Genomic DNA, 19,356 nt, shown 5'->3' with positions numbered 1-19,356 from the left:
ACAGCCAACGACGCCCCGGTTCCGCACCCGGGCTGAGAGAGTGACCGTCATGGGACGACGTACCGTCACGATGAGCGACGTGGCACGCGAAGCCGGCGTGTCGGTCATGACCGTGTCGAACGTGCTCAACGACCGGTCGAACGTCGGTCCCGACACCCGGCTGCACGTCCTGGAGGTCGTCGACCGGCTCGGCTACGAGATCAACCTGACCGCCCGGCACCTTCGATCAGGGCGGACCGGCACGGTCGGTCTGATCGTGCCCAGGTTCGACCTGCACTACTACGGCGAGCTGGCGTCCCTGATCTCGGACGCACTGGCGGCGGACCGCATGCACCTCGTCGTCGAACAGTCGGGCGCGAGCCGTGAACGCGAGCTCTCGGCGCTCTCGCTCGCCCGGCTCCAGCAGTACGACGGCGTCCTGCTCGGCGCTGTCGGACTGGGCATGGCCGACCTCGACCGGATCCACCCGGACCTGCCGATCGTGCTGCTCGGCGAGCAGGACGTGCCGGACCGCTACCACCGCGTCCAAATGGACAACGCCGCCGGCGGGCGACTGGCCACCGAGCATCTGATCGCCTGCGGCGCGAAACGAATCGCGGTGCTGGGCGGCAGACTCACCGCACCTCGTCCGGAGATGGCGACCCATCGCGCGAACGGCTGGGCCGACGCGCTCACCGACGCGGGCCTGAACCCCCGCGCCGACCTCGTGATTCCGCTCCACGACTATTCGATCGCGGAAGCACGGGCCACGATCACCGATGCGCTGGCCGCCGGCCTGACGATCGACGGTATCTTCGCGGTCACCGACGAGGTGGCGATCGGCGCACTGGCCGGCCTCCACGACGCCGGGTTGCGCGTGCCGGACGACGTCCAGCTCGTCGGGTTCGACAACCTCGGCATCTCCGCGCACCTCGCCCCGGGCCTGACGACCATCGACCCCGACCGCCCGACGATGGTGGCCGAGGCGCTGCGCCTGCTGCGCCGGCAGTTCGAGGACAAGAACGCCGCGCCGGAGCACGTCGTCAGCACCGTCTCCCTCGTGACCCGGGGCAGCACCAGGAACTAGATTCCTGTTCGGCGTCGAGGATCGCGCTGAGGGTTGCCTGGAACGTGCAGGCGCCCGTCATGCACTTCGGCGATCAGGTCGGCGGTGCTCAGGTGGGTGCGATCGTGGGTGACCATGACGGTGGCGGTCGCCTGTCGACGGGTGAGGCGGGTGACGAGGTCGACGATCGCGGCGCCACGTTCGTTGTCGAGGGCACTGGTCGGCTCGTCGATCAGCAGAACGGTCGGACTGTTCATCAGGGCGCGTGCGATGTTCACACGCTGACGCTGCCCTCCGGAAAGCTGGTGGGGACGGCGCTCCGCCTGGGGCCCGAGCCCGACGGCGTCGAGCAGGTCCAGCGCCCGGCCGCGGGCCCTGGCCGGTGAGCGGCCGTCGATGTGCGCCATGACCTGCAGTTGCTCGGCGGCGGTGAGCGAGGGCAGCAGGTTGGGTTGCTGGAACACGATGCCGATCTTGTGGCGGCGCAGGTCGGTGAGTTCGCCACGCGCCAGCCCGGAGGTGGCGGTGCCGTCGATGGTGACGGTGCCGGAGTCGGGTGTGACGAGTGTGGCGGCAACGGCCAGCAGGCTCGACTTGCCGGAACCGGACGGGCCGACCACGGCGGCGACGCTCCCTCGGGGAACGTTCAGCGTGACCCGGTCGAGAGCGGTCAGCCGGGTGTCGCCGTCGGGGTAGGTGAGGGTGATCTCGGACAAGTTCAGGCTCACCGCGCGCTCCCCAGGGCCGTCAGCGGGTCGACGGAGGTGATGCGGCGAACGGACAGCGCGGCCCCCAGCGCACCGAGCAGGACCATCACGGCGGCGGGCACGAGGACGGTGACGGGAGTCAGTACGAAGGGCACCGCGGAGCCGGCGATGACGGACCCCAGACCTGCGGCGATGCCGGTGCCGACGAGGGTGCCGCCGGTGAGCAGGACGACGGCCTGTCCCAAGGCGTCCTTCACCAGGCCGGTGGTGGTGGCGCCCAGGGCTTTGAGGACGGCGATGTCGCCGGCGCGCTGGATGGTCCAGACCGTGAAGAAGGCGCCGATGACCAGGGCCGAGATGGCGAACAGGAAGCCGCGCATCAGCTGCAGTGAGCCGTTTTCTGACGTGTAGGAGCCGATCGCGGACAACGAGTCGTCCTTCGCGACCGTCGTGGTGCCCGCGGCGTGGTCGATGGCCGCGACGTCGGCACCGGAGGTGGTGACCAGAGCGATCACGGTCGCGGTCGAACCATCGCCGTCACCGGCGGGAGCCGCGAACTCACCCCAGACGCCGAGAGTGGTCCAGACGACCGGGGTGTGGCTGAACGAGGCGTCGCCTCCCACCGCGGTCACGGTCACCCGCCGTCCGGCCAGCGTGACGACGTCACCGGGATGGACGCCGAGGTCATCGGCGGCCGTGGCCGACAGCACCGCCGAGTCTTCCGTGAGCTTGCCGCTGTCCGGTGCCAGCGGGGATCCGGGCCGGACGCCGAAGGCGGACACGCCGGCGCTTCTGTCACCGGCGGTGGCCCTGGTGTTGGTGATGCCCAGCGGTTCGGCGCTGGTCACGCCGGGCGCCGTCGCCCACCTCGACCACTGCTGTTCGGTGACGGTGGAGTCGGCGAAGGACGGATCCTGGCCGTCGCCGGGCTCGGCGAAGGCTATCCGGTCCGCGGGCAGGTCGGTGATCGCGGAAACGTTCCGCTGCTTCAGGCCGGCGGTCAGTCCGGACAACAGGCCGACCAGCAGGGTGATCAGCACGACAACGGTTCCCATCAGGACGAAACGCCCCTTGGCGAACTTCAGGTCTCTCCAGGCCACGAACACGACCTCGGTCTGTCCTTTCGGTACGGGGGCGGTGTGTTTCCACTCTCGCCGTCAGCACCGTGCGGCGCATCCGACCCCGGACAGCAGTTCGCGTGCCGAACGACGGCAGGCCGCCTCCAACTTTCGACAGAGGCGTCCCCGGTCCCGCCTACGTAGCCTGGACACATTGTGACGCCCACACCGACCACCGCCTTCGGGCCGACGATGCCGACCAGCCGAACACTGACCTGGTGCCTGCACCTGCTCGTCGTCGGGCTGCTCGCCCTTGCCGCCGTCCGCGCCGTCGTCGCAGGCGATCCCCGGGCCGAGCTTGTGCTCTCCGTGACCGCGGTGTGCGGAACGGTGTACGCCGTGGGGCCGCTACTGCCGCACATCCGCCGCTCCCGGCGGGCCGCCGCCGGATGGCTCACCGTCGTGGGTGCCGCGTGGCTGGGGTTGCTCGTCCTGACCGCCGACGGGGTGTGGATCGCGTTCCCCCTGTACTTCCTCCAGCTCCACCTGCTGACACGACGCGGTGGACTGGCCGCTGTGACGGTGACCGCACTGGCCGCGATCACCGCGTTCACCGCTCATCAGGGTTCCTTCAGCCCGGCCGTCGCGATCGGCCCGGCGCTCGGTGCCGCCGTCGCGGTCGCGGTCGTGTGGGGGTACCAGGCCCTGTACCGGGAGAGCGAACAACGCAGACACCTGATCGAGGAGCTCACGACCACCCGCGCCGACCTGGCCGACGCCCAGCACACCGCCGGTGTCCTCGCGGAACGCGAACGCCTGGCTCGCGAGATCCACGACACCCTCGCCCAGGGTCTGTCGTCCATCCAGCTGCTGCTGCACGCCGCCGAACGCGCCGTGCCCGCACCGGCCCGCAAGGCCGTTCACTACGTCGTCCAAGCTCGTCAGGCGGCTGCCGACAACCTCGCCGAGGCCCGCCGGCTCGTCGCCGCGCTCACCCCGCCCGCGCTGGAGAACGCCTCCCTGGCGGGCGCTCTCGAACGCCTGTGCACCACCACGAGCGCCTGCCATCCGATCACCGCACGCTTTCACCTCGTCGGGAATCCCACACCGCTGCAGACCCCACACGAGGTGGCCCTCCTGCGCATCGCCCAGTCCGCCGTGGCGAACACCGTCCGGCATGCCGACGCCACCGTCGCCGAGGTGCACCTCAACTACCTCGGTGACCACGTGGAACTCGACATCCTCGACAACGGCACCGGCTTCGACCTCGACCGGTTACCCGATCCGGATCCCGAGGACGGCGGCTTCGGCCTCGCGGCCATGCGCTCCCGCGCACACGCGCTCGGTGGCACACTCACCGTCGAGTCGACCGCTGGCCAGGGCACCACTCTCACCGCTCGCCTGCCCCTCGATCGGCCCGCCGGCACCGAACGCGAAACCGAGCCCGAGGTACGCCGATGACAACCCCGATCCGCCTCCTCGTGGCCGACGACCACCCCGTCGTGAGGGCTGGGCTCCGTGCGGTGCTGGAAAGCGAACCCGATCTCGTCGTGGTCGCCGAAGCCGCCACCGCCGAGGAAGCCGTCACTCGCGCCGCCGAGGGAGATGTCGACGTCGTCCTCATGGACCTGCAGTTCGGTACCGGCATGAACGGCACCGAGGCCACCGCCGCGATCACCGCACAACCGGACGCCCCTCGGGTACTGGTCGTCACCATCTACGACACCGACGCCGACACCCTGCCCACCATCGAAGCCGGCGCCACCGGCTACCTCCTCAAGGACAGCCCACCCGACGTTCTCGCCGCGGCCGTGCGTACCGCCGCCGCCGGACGCACCGCGCTGGCCCCCGCCGTCGCCGACCGGCTCATGCACCGGCTACGCGCCCCCGGCACCAGCCTCACCCGGCGCGAAACCGAGGTCCTCGTCCTGGTCGCGGAAGGCCTGCCCAACCGCGCCATCGCCGACCGGCTCCACCTCACCGAAGGCACCGTCAAGTCCCACCTGGCCCGGGCGTACGCCAAACTCGACGTCGACTCACGCACCGCCGCCGTCGCCACCGCGACCAGCCTCGGCTTCATCCGCCCGACAACCCAGGGACGACCGTGACAGGTGCTCAGCACAGGCGGCCCCACACCTCACCCTCCTTCCACAGCGACCGTCGCGGTGGCGGTCAACGGGCCGAACGGCGAGTCCGCCGTGCCGACGGTCAGCTCCACCCGGTACTCGCCGGGCGGCACGTCGGCCACCCAGTTCGCCAGGTCCCTGGTGATCTCGTGCTGGTCCCAGGGCAGACCGCCGGCCGCGACCTGCGTGCCGGTCGGGTCGAACACGCGCAGGACCACGTCCTCGCGCCGCGGCGCCCTGGCCTGGACCAGTGCGGGCACCTCGAACGCGATGGTGTGCGAAGGCAGTGCCGGGCTCGTCACCGGGCCGGTGTAGCGGAGCGGGCCGCGCGCGAGGAAGTCGAACGCGACGCCGGTACCGTCGACGACCGACCAGTCGACGGTGAACGCGGTCGGTGATCCCGCGTCCCGTGCCACGTTCAGGTCGATCGTGGGCGCGCCGCCGAAGTTCACCTTGTACCGTCTGGGTTCCGCGAGCCTTTCCGTGCTCGGTACGGACAGCGCCCACCACTCCCGCTCCGGTAGGCCGACCCGGTACGCGTGTCGCAGCCGGTACTCACCGGTGGAGACCACGACCTGCCCCGGCGGCATCGCGACCGCGGCGGCCGGGGCGAGCTGTGCCGGTGACAGGTAGGTCAGCGGGTCGTGCTCCGCGCTTGCCCTGTCCGGCACCAGCTCCAGCACGGCGGCGTTGCTTCCGGCCCGGCGTCCGGTGCGCGGGGTGAGCGAGATCTCGACGTCCCGGCCGTCGACCCGCACCGGTGCGGTGAGCAGGTAACCGGGCGAGCGCCTGGCGGGCGGCGTACTCACGATCGCGGTCACTTCGACGCTCGTCCGCTCGACCGGCACTTCAGCGGTCACCTGACCGGCCTCGTCGGTCACCCCGAACGGCACCGGAAAGCCGTTCTGCACAAGGGAAACCGCAGCTCCACGCAACGGCACCGGCCGGCCACCCAGACCGTCCACAGTGGTGGCCCGCACCGTGACGAGCGGTGGCCGCACCCGGAACGACGCCGCGAACCGGCCGAGTCGCAGGTCATGGCTGCCGATGTGGTCGCTGGACACGGTCCACGTGAGCGTCCCCGCGGCGCCAGGAGCGAGCGACACCGGGGCATGGGGTTTCGCCGAGCCGTCGACCCGCAGTTCGCCCGCGTACGACCCCGGCTCGTCCCCGATGTTGGTGACCGTGGCCCGGACCGTGACCGGCGCCCCGCGCGGCGCCGCGTCCGGACCGACCGTGAGCCCCGACAGCGCGAACCTCGGGCCGCGCTCGTCGGGCGGCTGCCGGTCGACCACGTACACGTCCTGGTGCCCGACGCCGACCCACGCACTGTGCGGCTCGCTGTTCAGGCTGACGAACCGGCCGTCCGGGCTGAGGTCGGGGGCGTTGGTCCACACGTCGCCGGCGAGCGTGGCCGCGAACACCGGCTCGGTCGTGCCGGCGACCAGGTCGCGGACGAACACGTCCGACGCGCCGTTGACGTCACCCGCGTACAGGTTGGCCGCGTAGCTGCGGAACGCGACGTAGCGGCCGTCGCGGGACAGCGACGGGAACTCGGACAAGTCGTCGGCCGGGACCTCGGCTGTGTTGACCGACGCCTGCACCGTCCGCGCCGTGCGCAGGTCGTGCACGAGCACCGCGGCGTCGCTGTCGAACGCGACCGTGCCGCCGTCACCACTGATCGACGGGGACGACGCGCGATCCTCGCCCTGCGAGACACGCACCGTGCTGCCGTCGGACAGGTCGGTGACGAACACGTCCTGCGCCCGGTCCGTGTCACCGGGCACCAGGTTGGCCGCCTGGCTCGAGAACGCCACCCGGCTGCCGTCCTCGGACACGTCCGGTTCACCGGACCAGCCGTCGCTCGGCCCGCCGTCCGCCGCGTGGGACACCAAGGTCATCGCGCCGGACGTGGTGTCGTACACGAACACGTCGGTCGTCCTGTTGGTGTCACCGGGCACCAGGTCCGACGCCGAACTGCCGAACGCGACGTGCCGGCCGTCCGCGCTGACCACCGGGGCGAACCCGGAGCCGTTGCCCGGATCGCCGGCCTCGGTGCGGGTGACGAGGATCGTCCGGTCGGTTTCCCGGTCCCGCAGGAACACGTCGGTGGCCCGGTTCGTGTCGTCGGGCACGAGGTTCGATCCCGAGCTGGCGAACGCGACGAACCGGCCGTCCGCGCTGATCGTCGGCCAGAGCGCGCCGCCGTCCGCACGCACACGGTCGTCGTTGACCGACACCAGCTCGGTCGTGCCCGCCTGGCGGTCACGCACGTAGACCTGGTCACCAGAACCCGGCTCGCCGGGCACGAGGTTGGTCGCGGAACTCGCGAACGCGACGAACCGGCCGTCCGCACTCACCGACGTGTCCCGGGAGTTCGCGTCACCTGCCGCACCGTCCATGCCGACCGACACCAACTCCGCCCCGGACGGCGGACGTACCAGCAGGTCACCGACCGCGGTCGCGCCCTCGGCGATTCGCAACACCGTGCTCGCGCTCGGCAACAACCCCGGCGCGGCCGCCGACACCTGGTACTCCCCTGGCTCGAGCCGGGGGACCTGGTAGCGGCCCTCCGCGTCGGTGGTCGCCCGGACCGCACTGTCCGCGTCCGTCACCAGCACCGTCGCGCCGGGCACACCGGTGCGCCGCGCGCCGTACCCCACCGTGCCGCGCAGCGCCCCCGCCACGCCCGGCGCCAGCCCGACGTCGGCCGTCGCCACGCCGTCGGCGGGCACGTCCACCTGAACCTCGCCCGGGGCGTACGTCGCCGCCGACACCGTGAACGACCGCGCACCGGCACGGACCGGCAGCCGGAAACGCCCGTCCGCGTCGGTGGTCGCCACCCGGGGCGACCCGCTGTCGCGCACCTGCGCCGACGCGACCGGAAGACCCGTTCGCGCGTCGACCACCCGGCCGGTCACCCCGGACCACCCGGCGACCGCCCGCACCGCGGTCAGTGCGTCCACCCGGCCGGCCCCGTAGCTGACGTTCGGTCGCTCGGCGCCGTGTCGTTCGTCGAACACGGCCGTCTGCCGCAGCGCCGTCACCACGTCCCGCGGCTGCGCCTCCGGGGCGGCGGCCCGCATCAGCGCCACCACACCGGCGACATAGGCGGTGGCGTACGCGCTGCCGCGCGACGGGTCGTGGCCGCCCCGCCAGCGGGCGATCGGCACGTCGACGCCCGGCGCGGTGAGGTCCGGCTTGACGAAGCTCGACGGCCAGTCGCCCGGCGCCGCCGGCCAGTCGGCACGGTTCACCACACGACCGCAGGAGCCGTCGGGCACGGTGTCGGACCGGTCGGTGCTGCCGACCCCGACCGCCTCGTAGATGAGCCCCGGCTCGGTCCGGCCGTTGCCGCACGCGTCGCTCATGGCGAACACGGGGATCGCTCCGCTGGCCACCACCGCTCTGGTCGCCTGCGTGAACTCCGGGCGGTACTGGTCGGGGAGGGCGTAGCGCATGGTGACCACGTCGGCGGGGGAGCCTGCCGGGGCACCTGCCGCGTCGGTCGGCTCGATCGTCCACTGCAGCCCGGCGAACAGTGCGGCCAGCGAGGTCCCGAACCTGTCGGTGACCTTGGCGTGCATCAGCTTCGCCCCCGGCGCCACACCGATCGCGGTGCCGGAGGCCGCGCCGCCGACCACCACGCTGGACAGCGCGGTGCCGTTGCCGAGGTCATCGCCCGGCCGGGAGGAAAGCGGCGCGCCGTCCAGCCCGTACTGGATCCACCCGCCGGGATAGGCCGGGTCGGCCGGGTCGTCGGTGGCCATCCGCCCGGCGAGGTCCGGGTGGCCCAGATCGACTCCGGCGTCCACCACCGCGACTCTGGTGCCCGCCCCGGTCACACCGAGTTCGTCCCACACCCGGTCGGCCCGGAGCCGCTCGATGCCCCAGGCCCGGTTTCCCACCACGGCACCGTCCGGCATCGTGGCCAGCTGCTCGTGCCAACCCCGCGCACTCGGTTCGGCGAGCCGCTGACCGGTGGCCGGGCTCGACTGCCGCTCCGCCGGTGCCTCCTTCAGCTCCGGGACGGCGATCGCGGCGCCGGAAAGCAGTCGCGTGACGCCGGGCACCGTTGACAGGGCGGACAGTGCGCCCGGCGCGTTCGCGGCGGGCAGTTCGACCACCAGCGCGTTGACGATCCACAACGCGGAGCGCACCGTGACCCCGGCGGGCAGCGCCCGCCGCACCCCGGCCTGGCTCTGCCCGGCGACCCGTTTCAGCTCCGCGACCACCGCGTCGTGGTCCCCCGCCACCGCCCCGAGGTCGGCCGCCCGGTCGAGCAACACCACCGCGGGCACCGGTTCGCCACCTGCCGCCGCGGCGGCAGCGGCGAGCTCCGGCTGCACCCACGCCGACTCGGCCACGGCCGCCCGGGGCGCGACGACCAACCCGAACGCCGCGAGCGCCACCACGAACGGCGGCAACACCCAGCGCCGCAACGACTTCCCGACCATGCCGGTTTCCCTTCCCGAGGTCATTCCAGTGGTGGTGGCGTTCACTCCGGCCGCACCTGAAGCGTGCTGGTCACCGTGCCGGGTGCGTACGCGTCCAGGCCGACCGTGAGCGTCAGGTCGTAGCGGCCGCGCCGGTCGACCCCGGGCACGGTGGCGGTGAACTCGCCACCCGGCCAGCGCAGCCCGGTGCCTGCGACCTGCTTGCCCTTGCGGTCGTGGATCCGCAACACCACCTCGGTGGTCTCCGGCGCCACACCGGCGACGACCAGCGGCAGGTCCTCCAGCGTGATCGCCGCGATCGAGGCGAGCGGCCGCAGCTCCGTTCTGGCGAACAGCGCGAACGGGTTGCCGTGCGCGTCGGTCACCGACCAGCGTCCGGTCAACGCCCCGTCCGGCGACAGGGTGGCCGCCAACGTCGCCGCCGCGGGTCCGCCGTAGGCCAGCGTGTACTCGGAGGCCGCGCCGAACGACACCGGCCTGATCTCGGACAGGCCCCAGGTGTCCCGCTCGGCCGCCGCGGCCCGGTGCACGTGCCGCACCTCGTAGTCGCCGGTGGAGACGACCACCCGGCCGGGGTCGAAGCCGAACGCGAACCCGGCTGTCATCTCGTTGCGCAGGTAGGTGACCGAACTGTGCCGGGAGCCCGCGCTGTCCGCCCGCAACGCGATCGTGGCCGCGCGGTCGGCCGCCGCGGCCCGCGCCCCGGCGTCACCCGTGGCGGGCGCCATCTTCAGCGTCAGGTCATCGTCGACCCGCACCCGGCGGGTCAGCAGGTAGGCGAACGGATGCGTCTCGGTCGCCGGCCGCCGCACCACGATCTGGTACTCCCCCGCGACGACCGGCGAGGAGAACGTGGCCTTGCCGTGCGCGTCGGTGGTGCCGACGCCCAACATCTCGCCCTTCGCGCGGGTCACGTGCACCTGCGCCCCGGCCAGCGGCCCGGCAGGCGCCCCCACTCCGTCCACAGTGGACACCACGAGGTCGACCCGCGGGGTGCGCACCCCGAACGACGTGGTCAGGTCCGCCAACGTGGCCCGGTAGGTACCGAGTTGCTCGCGGCTGACCTGCCACCGCACGGTGGTCGACTCGCCGCCGGCCAGGTGCACGTCGGCGGTCAGCGCGGCCGGCTCGCCGTCGACGGCCAGACGGGCGGTGTAGTCCCCGGCGCCCGTCCCGACGTTGGTCACCGTGGCGCTGATGGTCACCGGCTTGCCGGGGAGCACCGAGTCCTGGTCGACGGTCAGGTGCCACGGCACGAACACCGGCTCGTTCTCACCCGGCACGCGGGCGGCCCAGCGCACCGCGTTGTCGAGCACCCGCGCCCCCTCCGGCAGCCAGACCGGCGGGTTGACAGCCGCGCTCGCGCCGTTCAGCGACAGCAGCACGTGCCGGTTGTCCGCACGCTGCTGCACACCGATCCCGGCACCGAGCGTGCCACCGGCCGACGTGGTCACGTTGGCGATCACCGTGCGATCGTCACCGCCGTAACCCTGGAACCACGCGTGCGCACGCGTCGGTGAGCTGTCGTCGAGCGGTATCTGGTCACCGGGCGAGAATCCGGCGAGCACCGGGTGCTCCCCGACCACCTGGTAGCCGACCGTCTCCGTACCCGTACCACTGGCGAACTCGCGCGCCGCCGGGTTGCCGAGGTGCTGGTGCAGCATGGCGATCCCGGAACCGTTGGTGTTCGCCGCGTCCAGGAACACCACACCCACCCCGGCGCGGTCGGTGGCGGCCAGCAAATCGGTGAGCCGCTGCTCACCGGGATCCCCCGGCGTGTTGACGACGATCGTGTCGAACTCGCTGACATCGGTGTCCCAGCCGATCGGCTCGGCCAGGAAACCGGCCTTGTCCAGGAAGGTTTCGACGCCGGTGGACCGGTCCCACGGGTCGCCGAGCACGCCGACCCTCGGCAGCCTCCCGACGTCGAGGCTGACGGTCGCCGTCGCGTCCTGGCCGACGACCACCGGTACCGGCGCTTGCGCACGCAACCCGGCCCTGTCAGCGGTGACCTGGTAGCTGCCGGCCGGCACGTCGGCGAACGTGAACCGGCCGTCGGCGCCGGTCGTCGTCGACAATGGCGTGCCGGTGAGCATGACTGCCACCCCCGGAACACCGCGGCCCGAGCCCGCGAGGCCGACCGCACCGGAGATGCCGCCGCGCGGCCGCATCGCGAGGCCCACGTCGTGTGCGGTGACCGCGTCCTCGGCGATCTCGACGGTGTGCGCTGCCGCGCCGTAGCCGAACAGCTCGACGGCGATCTCGTGGACGCCCGCCTGCTCGAACAGCCGGTAGCGGCCATCCGCGCCCGTCGTCGTCTCGGTGCCCGTCGTCCTGTTCACCACCCGAGCCCCGGCCAGCGGCGACCCGCTGTTCGCGTCGGTGACCGACCCGGCGATCCCGCTGGGTGTGGCGACGGCGGAAACGGCCGCGAAGGCGTCGATCCGGCCGTGCCCGATGCGCGTGTTCGGCGACTCGGGGCCGTAGCGTCCGTCGTGGACACTGGTCTTCTCGAGTTGTTCACGCACCTGCGCGGGCGTCAGCTCCGGCCTGGCCTGCAACATGAGCGCCACGGTCCCGACGACGTGCGGCGTCGCCATGGACGTCCCGGAGATCGTCTCCCAGCCGCCGCCCGGCCAGGACGAGAGCACATCGGTTCCCGGCGCCGACACGTCCGGCACGACCCAGCTGTCCGGCCAGTCGGCGGGCGGGTCCACGAACTTCGCCTTCTCGGCGACACCACCGCTGGAGCTGCTGTTGACGTCGTCGTTCGGGGTGGTGTTGCCCACCGCGATGTTGTCGTGGATGTTGCCCGGCGACCCGAGGCAGTCCCTGCCGCAGTTGCCCGACGCGGCGACCAGCGTCGTGCCCGCGAGGTAGGCGTTGCGCGACGGCGCGATCAGCTCGCTGACGTAGACGTTGCCCTCCTTGGGCCCCAGCGACATGTTGATCACGTCGGCGGGCTCGCCCGCCGGGTTGCCCTCGGCGTCGAACGGCGCGATCGCCCACTGCATCGCGGCGATCGCCTGCAGCCACGAACCGGAGCCGGAGGCGTCGAGCACCTGGCCGACCATCAGCGTCGCGCCCGGCGCCACCCCGATCCGGTGCCCGCTCGCGGCGCCGCCGACCACCGTGCCGGACACGTGGGTGCCGTGGGCGTTCGGGTCGTTCGGTGTGGAGGCGATCGGGTTGCCGTCGCGGTCCCAGGACATCCAGCCGCCGGGGTGGGTCGGGTCGGCCGGGTCGTCGGTGGCGAGCTTCCCCGCGATGTCGGGGTGTTCGGCGTCCACACCGGAGTCCAGCACGGCCACCCGTACGCCCGTCCCGTCGACGCCCAGCTCGTCCTGCGCCCGGTCCGCGCCAATCTTGGCGACGCCCCAGGTGGCGTCCTCGACGGTCGTCTGGAACGGGGTCGCCGTCCTGCCGAGCGGCTCGTCCTCGATCAACGTGGTGGCGAAGTTCGGGATCACCCGGTCCACGCCGGGAACGCGAGCCAGCGCCGCCAAGTGCGCCGGCTCCCCGTCGAACTCCACGAAGATCATGTTCTGCAGCCAGAACGTGCTGAGCACCCGTGGCTTGCCGAACCGGTCGCGCTGCCGGTTGAGCCGGTCGACGACCGCCGACTGCGAGTCGCGCGCCACCCGCCGAAGCTCGGCGGTGACCCGCTTGCGGCCACCCGCGGCCCTGGCCTTGTCCGGCGTGGCGGACAGCACGAGCACCACGCGCAGCGGCGCGTCGTCGTCCCGCGCGGCCGCGAGCAGCCGCGCGTCGATGTTCGACGGGGCAGTCGGCCGGGCGTCGGCCGCCGCCGGGGCCGAGGACAGCGCGGTGGTCAACGCCAGCAGCAGCACCACTGCCGCGGCGAGCAGTGCTCGCGCGGGCCCTGTCGATGGCGCGGTGGACGGCGCGGTGGACGGCGCGGTCGATGCGGTACGCACGGAGCCTCCGGGGATCTGCTCCCTGACCACGTCGACAGGGAAGTACTGAGCGGGAACTGGCGCTGACGTGGACGTTAAGCAGGCCCAACGCACCGGCTCAACATCGGACGCTGTCCAGGACCCGACATTGACGTGTTCCCGACATCTCCCCGGTCGGCTACATCCAGTTCTGCTTGGCCGCCGTCCAGGCCAGCTGCATCCTCGTCCGGACGTGCGCGGCGGCCATCAGCGTGCGCACCTTGCGCTGTACCGTGCGCACGCTGATACCGCGGCGCGCCGCGATGGCCTCGTCGGTGAGGCCGGCGAGCAGCATCGACAACAGCCGGCGGTCCTCGGCGTCGAGCACCGGCGGCCGGTGCGAGCCGGATTCCTCGTCGAAGTGCACCGGGACAGCGGTCGCCCAGACATGCTCGAACAGCGACAGGAGCGCGTCGAGCAACGCGCCTTCGCGAACCAGCACCCCGACCGGTGTGGTGTCGCGCTGCGCCAGTGGGACCAGTGCCATCGACCGGTCCACGGCCATCAGCTTGATCGGCAGCTCGGCGTGCAGCCGCGCCTCGGCGTTCGGTCCCGCCAACTCGTGGATCAGCGGCAGGTCGCCAGGCACGTCCATCGCCTCGGTCTCGAAGACGACCCTGCCGCGCACCGAGTCGCTCGGCCGCAGGTGTTCGGCGGGGCGCACCGAGATCACCGGCGGCTTGATCATGTTGAGCAGTTCGGCACGTGCCGAGCTGATCATCCCGACGACGCACTCGCGCAGCGCGTCGGCACCCTGGACGATCTCGAACACCCCGGCCCCCGCGGTGGCCAGCGAGTTGGCCCGGTACTGCGCGGCGACGTGGTCCAACGCGGACTGGGCGAGGCGCAGCTCGGCGATCCGCCCGGCGATCATCGACTCGACCACGCTCGGCGACGCGGCCGCATACCGCGTCGGCTCCCCGGTCATCCGGTGCGCGAGACGTCGCTCGACCAGCCCGGCCAACCCCGTTCGGACGTCGGCCTCGGCAAGCCCGGTGGCCGCCACCAGCTCCGCGACATTCGCCGAGACCACGGTGACCAGGTGCCCGTACAGCAGGTCTTCTTCCTTGCTCGCCCCCAACTCAGCCAACATCCGGATTTCTCACCGATCGGTCGCGGCGCGGCACGCGGCCGAGCCGGTGAATCGTTTCAGACGTGCGGATACTACGCTCCCGGCCCGCTGTCAGGCCACGATGTTCAGCCGGAGAGGGCCTGGGTGATCTGGCGGGCGGTCTGTGCGGCGATGCGGGGGTTGACCGCCGCGTAGGAGACGTAGGCGTTCAAACCGGTGGCCAAGGCCCATCCTCGGCCGCGGGTCCAGGTGGCGTCGTCCACATCGAGCGCCGCACGGAACGTGGCTCGGGTCTCGGCGGACATGAGAGTGAAGGCGATGGTCAGATCGCACGCCGGATCGCCGACACCGAGCTCGCCGAAATCGATGACGGCGCTGAGGCGGCCGCCTCTCGTCAGCAGGTTGCCGGTGTGGAGATCGCCGTGGAACCAGACCGGTGGACGATCCCACTCAGGGGCGGCCAGGGCCGTCGCCCACAGGTCGGCCATCGCCGCGGCGTCGAACGTGTCACCGACCTTCGCGACAGCCGCTCGCGTCGCCGTGTCCCGCGCGGCCAGTGGCCGTCCGGTGAGCTCCTCGGTGGCTTCGGCGTCGAACCGGTGGAGCGCGGTCAGGAACTCGGCCAGCGACACGGCGGCGTCGTGCGAGCCGGACAGCGCGCCGACGGTCGCCACCTCGCCATCCAGCCAGCGCGACACCGCCCACCGCCACGGATAGCCGAAGTCCGGCTCACCCACCTCGACCACCACGGGTACGGCGAGCGGCAGGTGCGGGGCCAGCCGGGGCAACCACTCAGCTTCCTTCACAGCCTGCCCGATCGCGCCGGGATGACGTGGCAGCCGAACGGACAGCCGCTCACCCAGCCGGTAGATCACATGGTCCGAGCCGGCCGGGGCGTGCGGAACCAGCGGCAGCCCGGCCCATCGCGGGAATTGCGTATCGATCAGGCGCCTCGCCAGCGCGGCGTCGATCGCGGGGGTTGTTTCGACGGTCAAGGACAGCTCCTACCAGTAGTCCACGGCAGCGTGTCATGACTGCCGAACTTCGATCAAACCGGTTTGGGAGAACCCGGAGCGGGTGAATTACGGTCAACACAGATCCCGATTACCAGTAATCGGACGCCGGCATTGTCCAGAACACGACCGGATCTTGAGTGACGCGGGGGAATCCGTCCGTACGATGACGGACATGGTCACTGACGAGTCGGCATTTCGCGCGTATTCCGTGCGCTTCCCCCTGACCTGAGCTTCCCCGGATCTCCGCGTTCTCCGCCCTGCTCACCGTCGCACCGGACGCACCACCGCGACGGGATTTCCCCGAGAGGACAGGCAGATGAGCCGAAGGCAGCTGGACTGGCCGGACACCGAGGTGGGGCGGCTGGCACGCAAAGCGGTCGATGCCTTCGTCGAAGCGCAGCGGATCGACGACCGGATAGTGCCCGCAGACTTCTCCGGAAAAGACGTACTCGCGACCGAACTCGACTGTTGTCCGCCCGAGCTCGCGCGCGACGAGGACACGTTGCTGCGTTTGTTTTCCGCCGCGGGCAGGAATGCGGTGGAGAACCGGGCCGCGCGGTTCATGGCGTTCTTTCCGACGCGCGGGCTCCCCGCCGGGTCATTGGCGGCGATGCTCGCGGCGGGTTACAACCGCCCGACGGGCGCGCCCGACTACGCACCCCACCTGGTGCGCATGGAACATTCGCTGATGCGCTGGCTGTGCGAGTTGTTCGCGCTACCCGGCGGCAGCATCGGCACCATGACCAGCGGCACGTCGATGTCGACGCTGATCGCGGTCGCGGCCGCGGCCGACACCCTTCCCGACGTCACGAGCAGGGCCGACGCCACCGTCTACGTCACCGAGCAGACCCATCACTGCGTGGCCAAGGCGCTGCGGGTGGCCGGCTTCCCGGCCACCGCCCTGCGTGAGGTGCCGATGACACCGGACTGGGGCATGGACGCGGCGGCCGCCCGCCGGATGGTCGCCGCCGACCGGGCCGCGGGTCGCCTGCCGTTCCTGCTGGTGGGCACCGCGGGAACGACGGCCAACGGCGCCATCGACGCGCTCGGGGAGCTCGCGGACCTCGCGGACGACGAAGACCTGTGGTTCCACGTCGACGGGGCGTACGGCGGGTTCTTCCAGCTCACCGAACGGGGTGGGCGGCGGCTCGCCGGTATCGGGCGCGCCGACTCGATCGCGCTCGACCCGCCGAAGACCCTGTTCCTGCCGTTCGGCACCGGGGTCCTGCTGGTCCGGGAGGCGGCGCACCTGCACCGGACGTTCTCCCAGCGCGGCGACTACATGACCGACCTCGACGACGACTCACTGCCCTCCTACACGGACCTCGGTCCCGAACTCAGCCGCGAGTACCGGGCGGCGCAGCTGTGGTTGCCGCTGCACCTGCACGGCGTCGCGGCCTTCCGCGAAACCCTCGACGACATGCTGGACCTGGCCGAGTTCGCCCACGACGACCTCGCCGGCGACCCGGCGCTCGACGTGGGGCCCCCACCACGCTTGGCGACCGTGGTGTTCCGCCTCGCGGACGGCACCGACGAGGACAACCGCGACCTGCTGCGGCGGATCAACCACGACGGCCGCACCCACCTGTCCGGCTGCGTGGTCGGGGGGCGGTACTTCCTGCGGATGACCGTGCTCAACCCCGCCACGTACCGGTCCGAGGTCGAAGGCGCCCTGGCGGGCATCCACGACGCGGTCCGGCGTCGTGTCCTGACACACCAACGCGGAGGTGGAGCATGACCGGTGCGGGTGACGCGCGGACCGAGGAACACTCCTATGTGGCGGTGGCCGAGCACAAGCTGGCACGCATGTTCGGCGCGGTCGGCGCGAGCCGGGACCGGATCGACGAGGCCACCGCGCTGCTCCGTGACGTGACCCGCCCGTGGGGCACGCGGACCGTCCCCCGGCGGCTGAGCTACTTCTCGGCGGCATCCAACGACGGCGCGCCGATCGAGCTCTCGATGGGCTGGCAACGCGACCGCACGGAGGTGCGGGCGACGTTCGAGCCGATGGGGGCGGACGGCTCGCCCGCCGAACGGCTGCGGGCGGCGACGGAGGTCACCGAGGCACTGGGGCGGCGCCCGGAGGTGAGCCTGACGCGCTACCACCGGATAGCGGACCTGTTTATCCCGCCGACGCCGCTGACCACCTTCACCGCGATCCACTCCATGGTCTGGCAGGACGAGCGGGCACCGTGGTTCAAGATCTACCTCAACCCCCAGGCGCACGGACGCGACCGGGCCGACGAGGTGGTCCGGGAAGCCCTGCACCGTCTCGGGTTCACCGAGCAGTGGGAGCTCGTGCGCCAGCGCCTCGCCGAACCCGAACTGTCCGAACTGGACAGTGAGCTGGTGTACGTCGCGCTGGACCTGCGCGACACCGACGACGCACGGGTGAAGCTCTACCTGCGCCATGCCGGGGCCGTCCCGGAGCAGCTCGAGCACCTCGCGGGTGCCGCCGAGGAGCACGTCGCGGGCGAGGTCGCCGACGTGTGCAGGAAGCTCTCCGCGAAACTCGCGCCGAAACCGCCGATCACCACCTTCACCCTCGTCAGCAGCGCCGCGCGGCCCCAGCGGTGCACGGTGAACCTGCCGATCTCCCCCAACATGGACAACGACGCCGAGGGGTGCCGGGCGGTCACGGAGGCGTTCCGGCTCACCGGGCTCGATCCCGCCCCGTGTGAACGCGCCCTCGCCGCGCTCATCACCGATCCCGAACACAGCCACATGCTCAACTACGTGGGTGTCACCGGGCAGCACCGGCTGACCGTCTTCCTCTCGCTGGAAGCCCATCCGGTCCCGATGACCTGGCCGTGACCGCACCGAGAACGACCGACGAACGGCGGTGGACCACCATGACCGGAACCAACGCGACCGACCCCCGCGCCCTGCGCCTGATCGAACTGTCCCAGACCGGCTGGCTCGCGCAGGCCCTCAGCTGTTTCGCCGAGCTCGGCGTCGCCGACGCGTTCTCCGGCGGCGGGCCGGAGGACCCGGCCGACCTCGCCGGGCGCCTCGGCTGTGACGCCGGTGCCCTGCGCAGGCTCCTCCAGGCGCTCACCGGCGCCGGTGTCGTCGACGAACCGGAGCCCGGCCGTTTCACGCTCACCGAGATGGGCGGCATGCTCAGCCCCGGCCACCCCTCGTCGCTGCACGAGCTGGCGACGGCCATGTCCGCGCCGTGGATCCTGAACTCGTTCGCCCAACTGCCCCGGACGGTGCGGACCGGGCAGCCCGGCATCCAGATCGCTCTCGGCAACCCCCACTACTGGGACTACCTGGAGAACAACCCCGCCGAGCGGGACGAGTTCCACCGCGGGATGTCGTCGGTGGCCACCGCGTTGCAGATCCCCGCCGCCCTGCGGCACGACTACCGCGACGCGAAGCACGTCTTCGACGTCGCGGGCGGGCTCGGGCACAACCTGATCGCGGTGCTGCGGGCCCATCCGCATCTGCGCGGCACGGTGATGGACACCCCCGAGACGGTCGACGCCGCCAAACAGAACCTCGCCGAACACGGCCTGGCGGACCGGGCCGACGCCGTGGGCGGCGACATGTTCGACGCCGTCCCACCGGGACACGACACCTACCTGATGTCCTTCGTGCTGATGGACTGGCCCGACGACGAAGCCCGTCAGGCGCTGCGTGCCGTCGCCCGCGCGATGCCGCAGGACGGCACGCTGCTGATCGTCGACTGCGTCACCGACCGGGATCCGGAGGCGCAGGGGAACGAGTTCCAGCTGGGGCGCAGCGTCGACCTGTTCCAGCTCGTCATGGGACACGCCCGCACCCGCAGCCACCGGGAGTTCGCGGAGTTGTTCGGCGAGGCGGGCCTGACTCTGCGGCAGGCCGTCCAGCCGTACGGCTCGGTCACCCTGTTCGAAGTCGGTCTGGCGCAGGCCTGAGCCACACCCGAACCCAC

12 protein-coding genes are annotated in these 19,356 nt (G+C 71.8%); 6 read left to right on the top strand and 6 right to left on the bottom strand.

All coding sequences use genetic code 11. The annotated features are described in order from the left end of the window. Window positions 1-49: 49 nt before the first annotated feature. On the top strand, window positions 50-1,066 hold the full coding sequence (locus ACIBVP_RS05930; protein ID WP_396104816.1) for a LacI family DNA-binding transcriptional regulator: 1,017 nt from the start codon (window positions 50-52) through the stop codon (window positions 1,064-1,066). Here the strand turns inward: ACIBVP_RS05930 and ACIBVP_RS05925 are convergent. After that, window positions 1,063-1,773 carry an ABC transporter ATP-binding protein gene (locus ACIBVP_RS05925; RefSeq protein WP_396104815.1) on the bottom strand — a complete coding sequence of 237 codons (711 nt, stop codon included), beginning with the start codon at window positions 1,771-1,773 and terminating at the stop codon, window positions 1,063-1,065. The two genes, ACIBVP_RS05930 and ACIBVP_RS05925, sit on opposite strands and share 4 nt — an antisense overlap. Next, entirely contained in the window at window positions 1,770-2,858 is a 1,089-nt protein-coding gene (locus ACIBVP_RS05920) for an ABC transporter permease (protein WP_396104814.1), read from the bottom strand. The genes ACIBVP_RS05925 and ACIBVP_RS05920 overlap by 4 nt, the downstream gene beginning before the upstream one ends. A 204-nt stretch (window positions 2,859-3,062) precedes the next feature. Here ACIBVP_RS05920 and ACIBVP_RS05915 point away from each other — a divergent pair, with 204 nt between their 5' ends. Together ACIBVP_RS05915 and ACIBVP_RS05910 are read left to right on the top strand one after the other, a co-directional pair. Next, window positions 3,063-4,271, top strand: coding sequence for a sensor histidine kinase (locus ACIBVP_RS05915; protein ID WP_396104939.1), 1,209 nt, complete (start codon window positions 3,063-3,065; stop codon window positions 4,269-4,271). Then, window positions 4,268-4,918, top strand: a complete 651-nt coding sequence (locus ACIBVP_RS05910; protein ID WP_396104813.1) for a response regulator — start codon at window positions 4,268-4,270, stop codon at window positions 4,916-4,918. Before ACIBVP_RS05915 ends, ACIBVP_RS05910 begins: the two co-directional genes overlap by 4 nt. 29 nt (window positions 4,919-4,947) lie before the next feature. On the opposite strand, the gene ACIBVP_RS05905 is transcribed toward ACIBVP_RS05910, so the two are convergent. From ACIBVP_RS05905 to ACIBVP_RS05890, 4 genes are all read right to left on the bottom strand, one after another. Further along, window positions 4,948-9,393, bottom strand: a complete 4,446-nt coding sequence (locus tag ACIBVP_RS05905) for a carboxypeptidase regulatory-like domain-containing protein (protein ID WP_396104812.1) — start codon at window positions 9,391-9,393, stop codon at window positions 4,948-4,950. A gap of 41 nt (window positions 9,394-9,434) precedes the next feature. Beyond that, complete coding sequence (locus ACIBVP_RS05900; protein WP_396104811.1) at window positions 9,435-13,331, bottom strand: S8 family serine peptidase; 3,897 nt, start codon at window positions 13,329-13,331, stop codon at window positions 9,435-9,437. A gap of 157 nt (window positions 13,332-13,488) precedes the next feature. After that, window positions 13,489-14,442: a hypothetical protein gene (locus ACIBVP_RS05895; RefSeq protein ID WP_396104810.1), complete on the bottom strand. Its 954-nt coding sequence runs from the start codon at window positions 14,440-14,442 to the stop codon at window positions 13,489-13,491. A gap of 104 nt (window positions 14,443-14,546) precedes the next feature. Next, complete coding sequence (locus ACIBVP_RS05890; RefSeq protein ID WP_396104809.1) at window positions 14,547-15,416, bottom strand: aminoglycoside phosphotransferase family protein; 870 nt, start codon at window positions 15,414-15,416, stop codon at window positions 14,547-14,549. A 337-nt stretch (window positions 15,417-15,753) separates the two neighbouring features. Between ACIBVP_RS05890 and ACIBVP_RS05885 the strand changes: the two genes are divergently transcribed. From ACIBVP_RS05885 to ACIBVP_RS05875, 3 genes are read left to right on the top strand one after another with little or no spacing between them, the layout of a single operon-like run. Further along, the gene (locus ACIBVP_RS05885; RefSeq protein WP_396104808.1) at window positions 15,754-17,175 is read left to right on the top strand and encodes a pyridoxal phosphate-dependent decarboxylase family protein; all 1,422 of its coding nucleotides are present in this window, start codon (window positions 15,754-15,756) and stop codon (window positions 17,173-17,175) included. Continuing rightward, on the top strand, window positions 17,172-18,251 hold the full coding sequence (locus ACIBVP_RS05880) for a tryptophan dimethylallyltransferase family protein (protein ID WP_396104807.1): 1,080 nt from the start codon (window positions 17,172-17,174) through the stop codon (window positions 18,249-18,251). Before ACIBVP_RS05885 ends, ACIBVP_RS05880 begins: the two co-directional genes overlap by 4 nt. A gap of 38 nt (window positions 18,252-18,289) precedes the next feature. Then, window positions 18,290-19,339 carry a methyltransferase gene (locus ACIBVP_RS05875; RefSeq protein WP_396104806.1) on the top strand — a complete coding sequence of 350 codons (1,050 nt, stop codon included), beginning with the start codon at window positions 18,290-18,292 and terminating at the stop codon, window positions 19,337-19,339. The last annotated feature ends 17 nt before the right edge of the window (window positions 19,340-19,356 follow it).

This window comes from Actinophytocola sp. NPDC049390, assembly GCF_044466355.1.
In the GTDB taxonomy this organism is placed as follows: domain Bacteria; phylum Actinomycetota; class Actinomycetes; order Mycobacteriales; family Pseudonocardiaceae; genus Actinophytocola.
The sequence above is the reverse complement of the archived record's forward strand: the minus strand, read 5'-3'. Positions and strand labels throughout refer to the sequence as shown.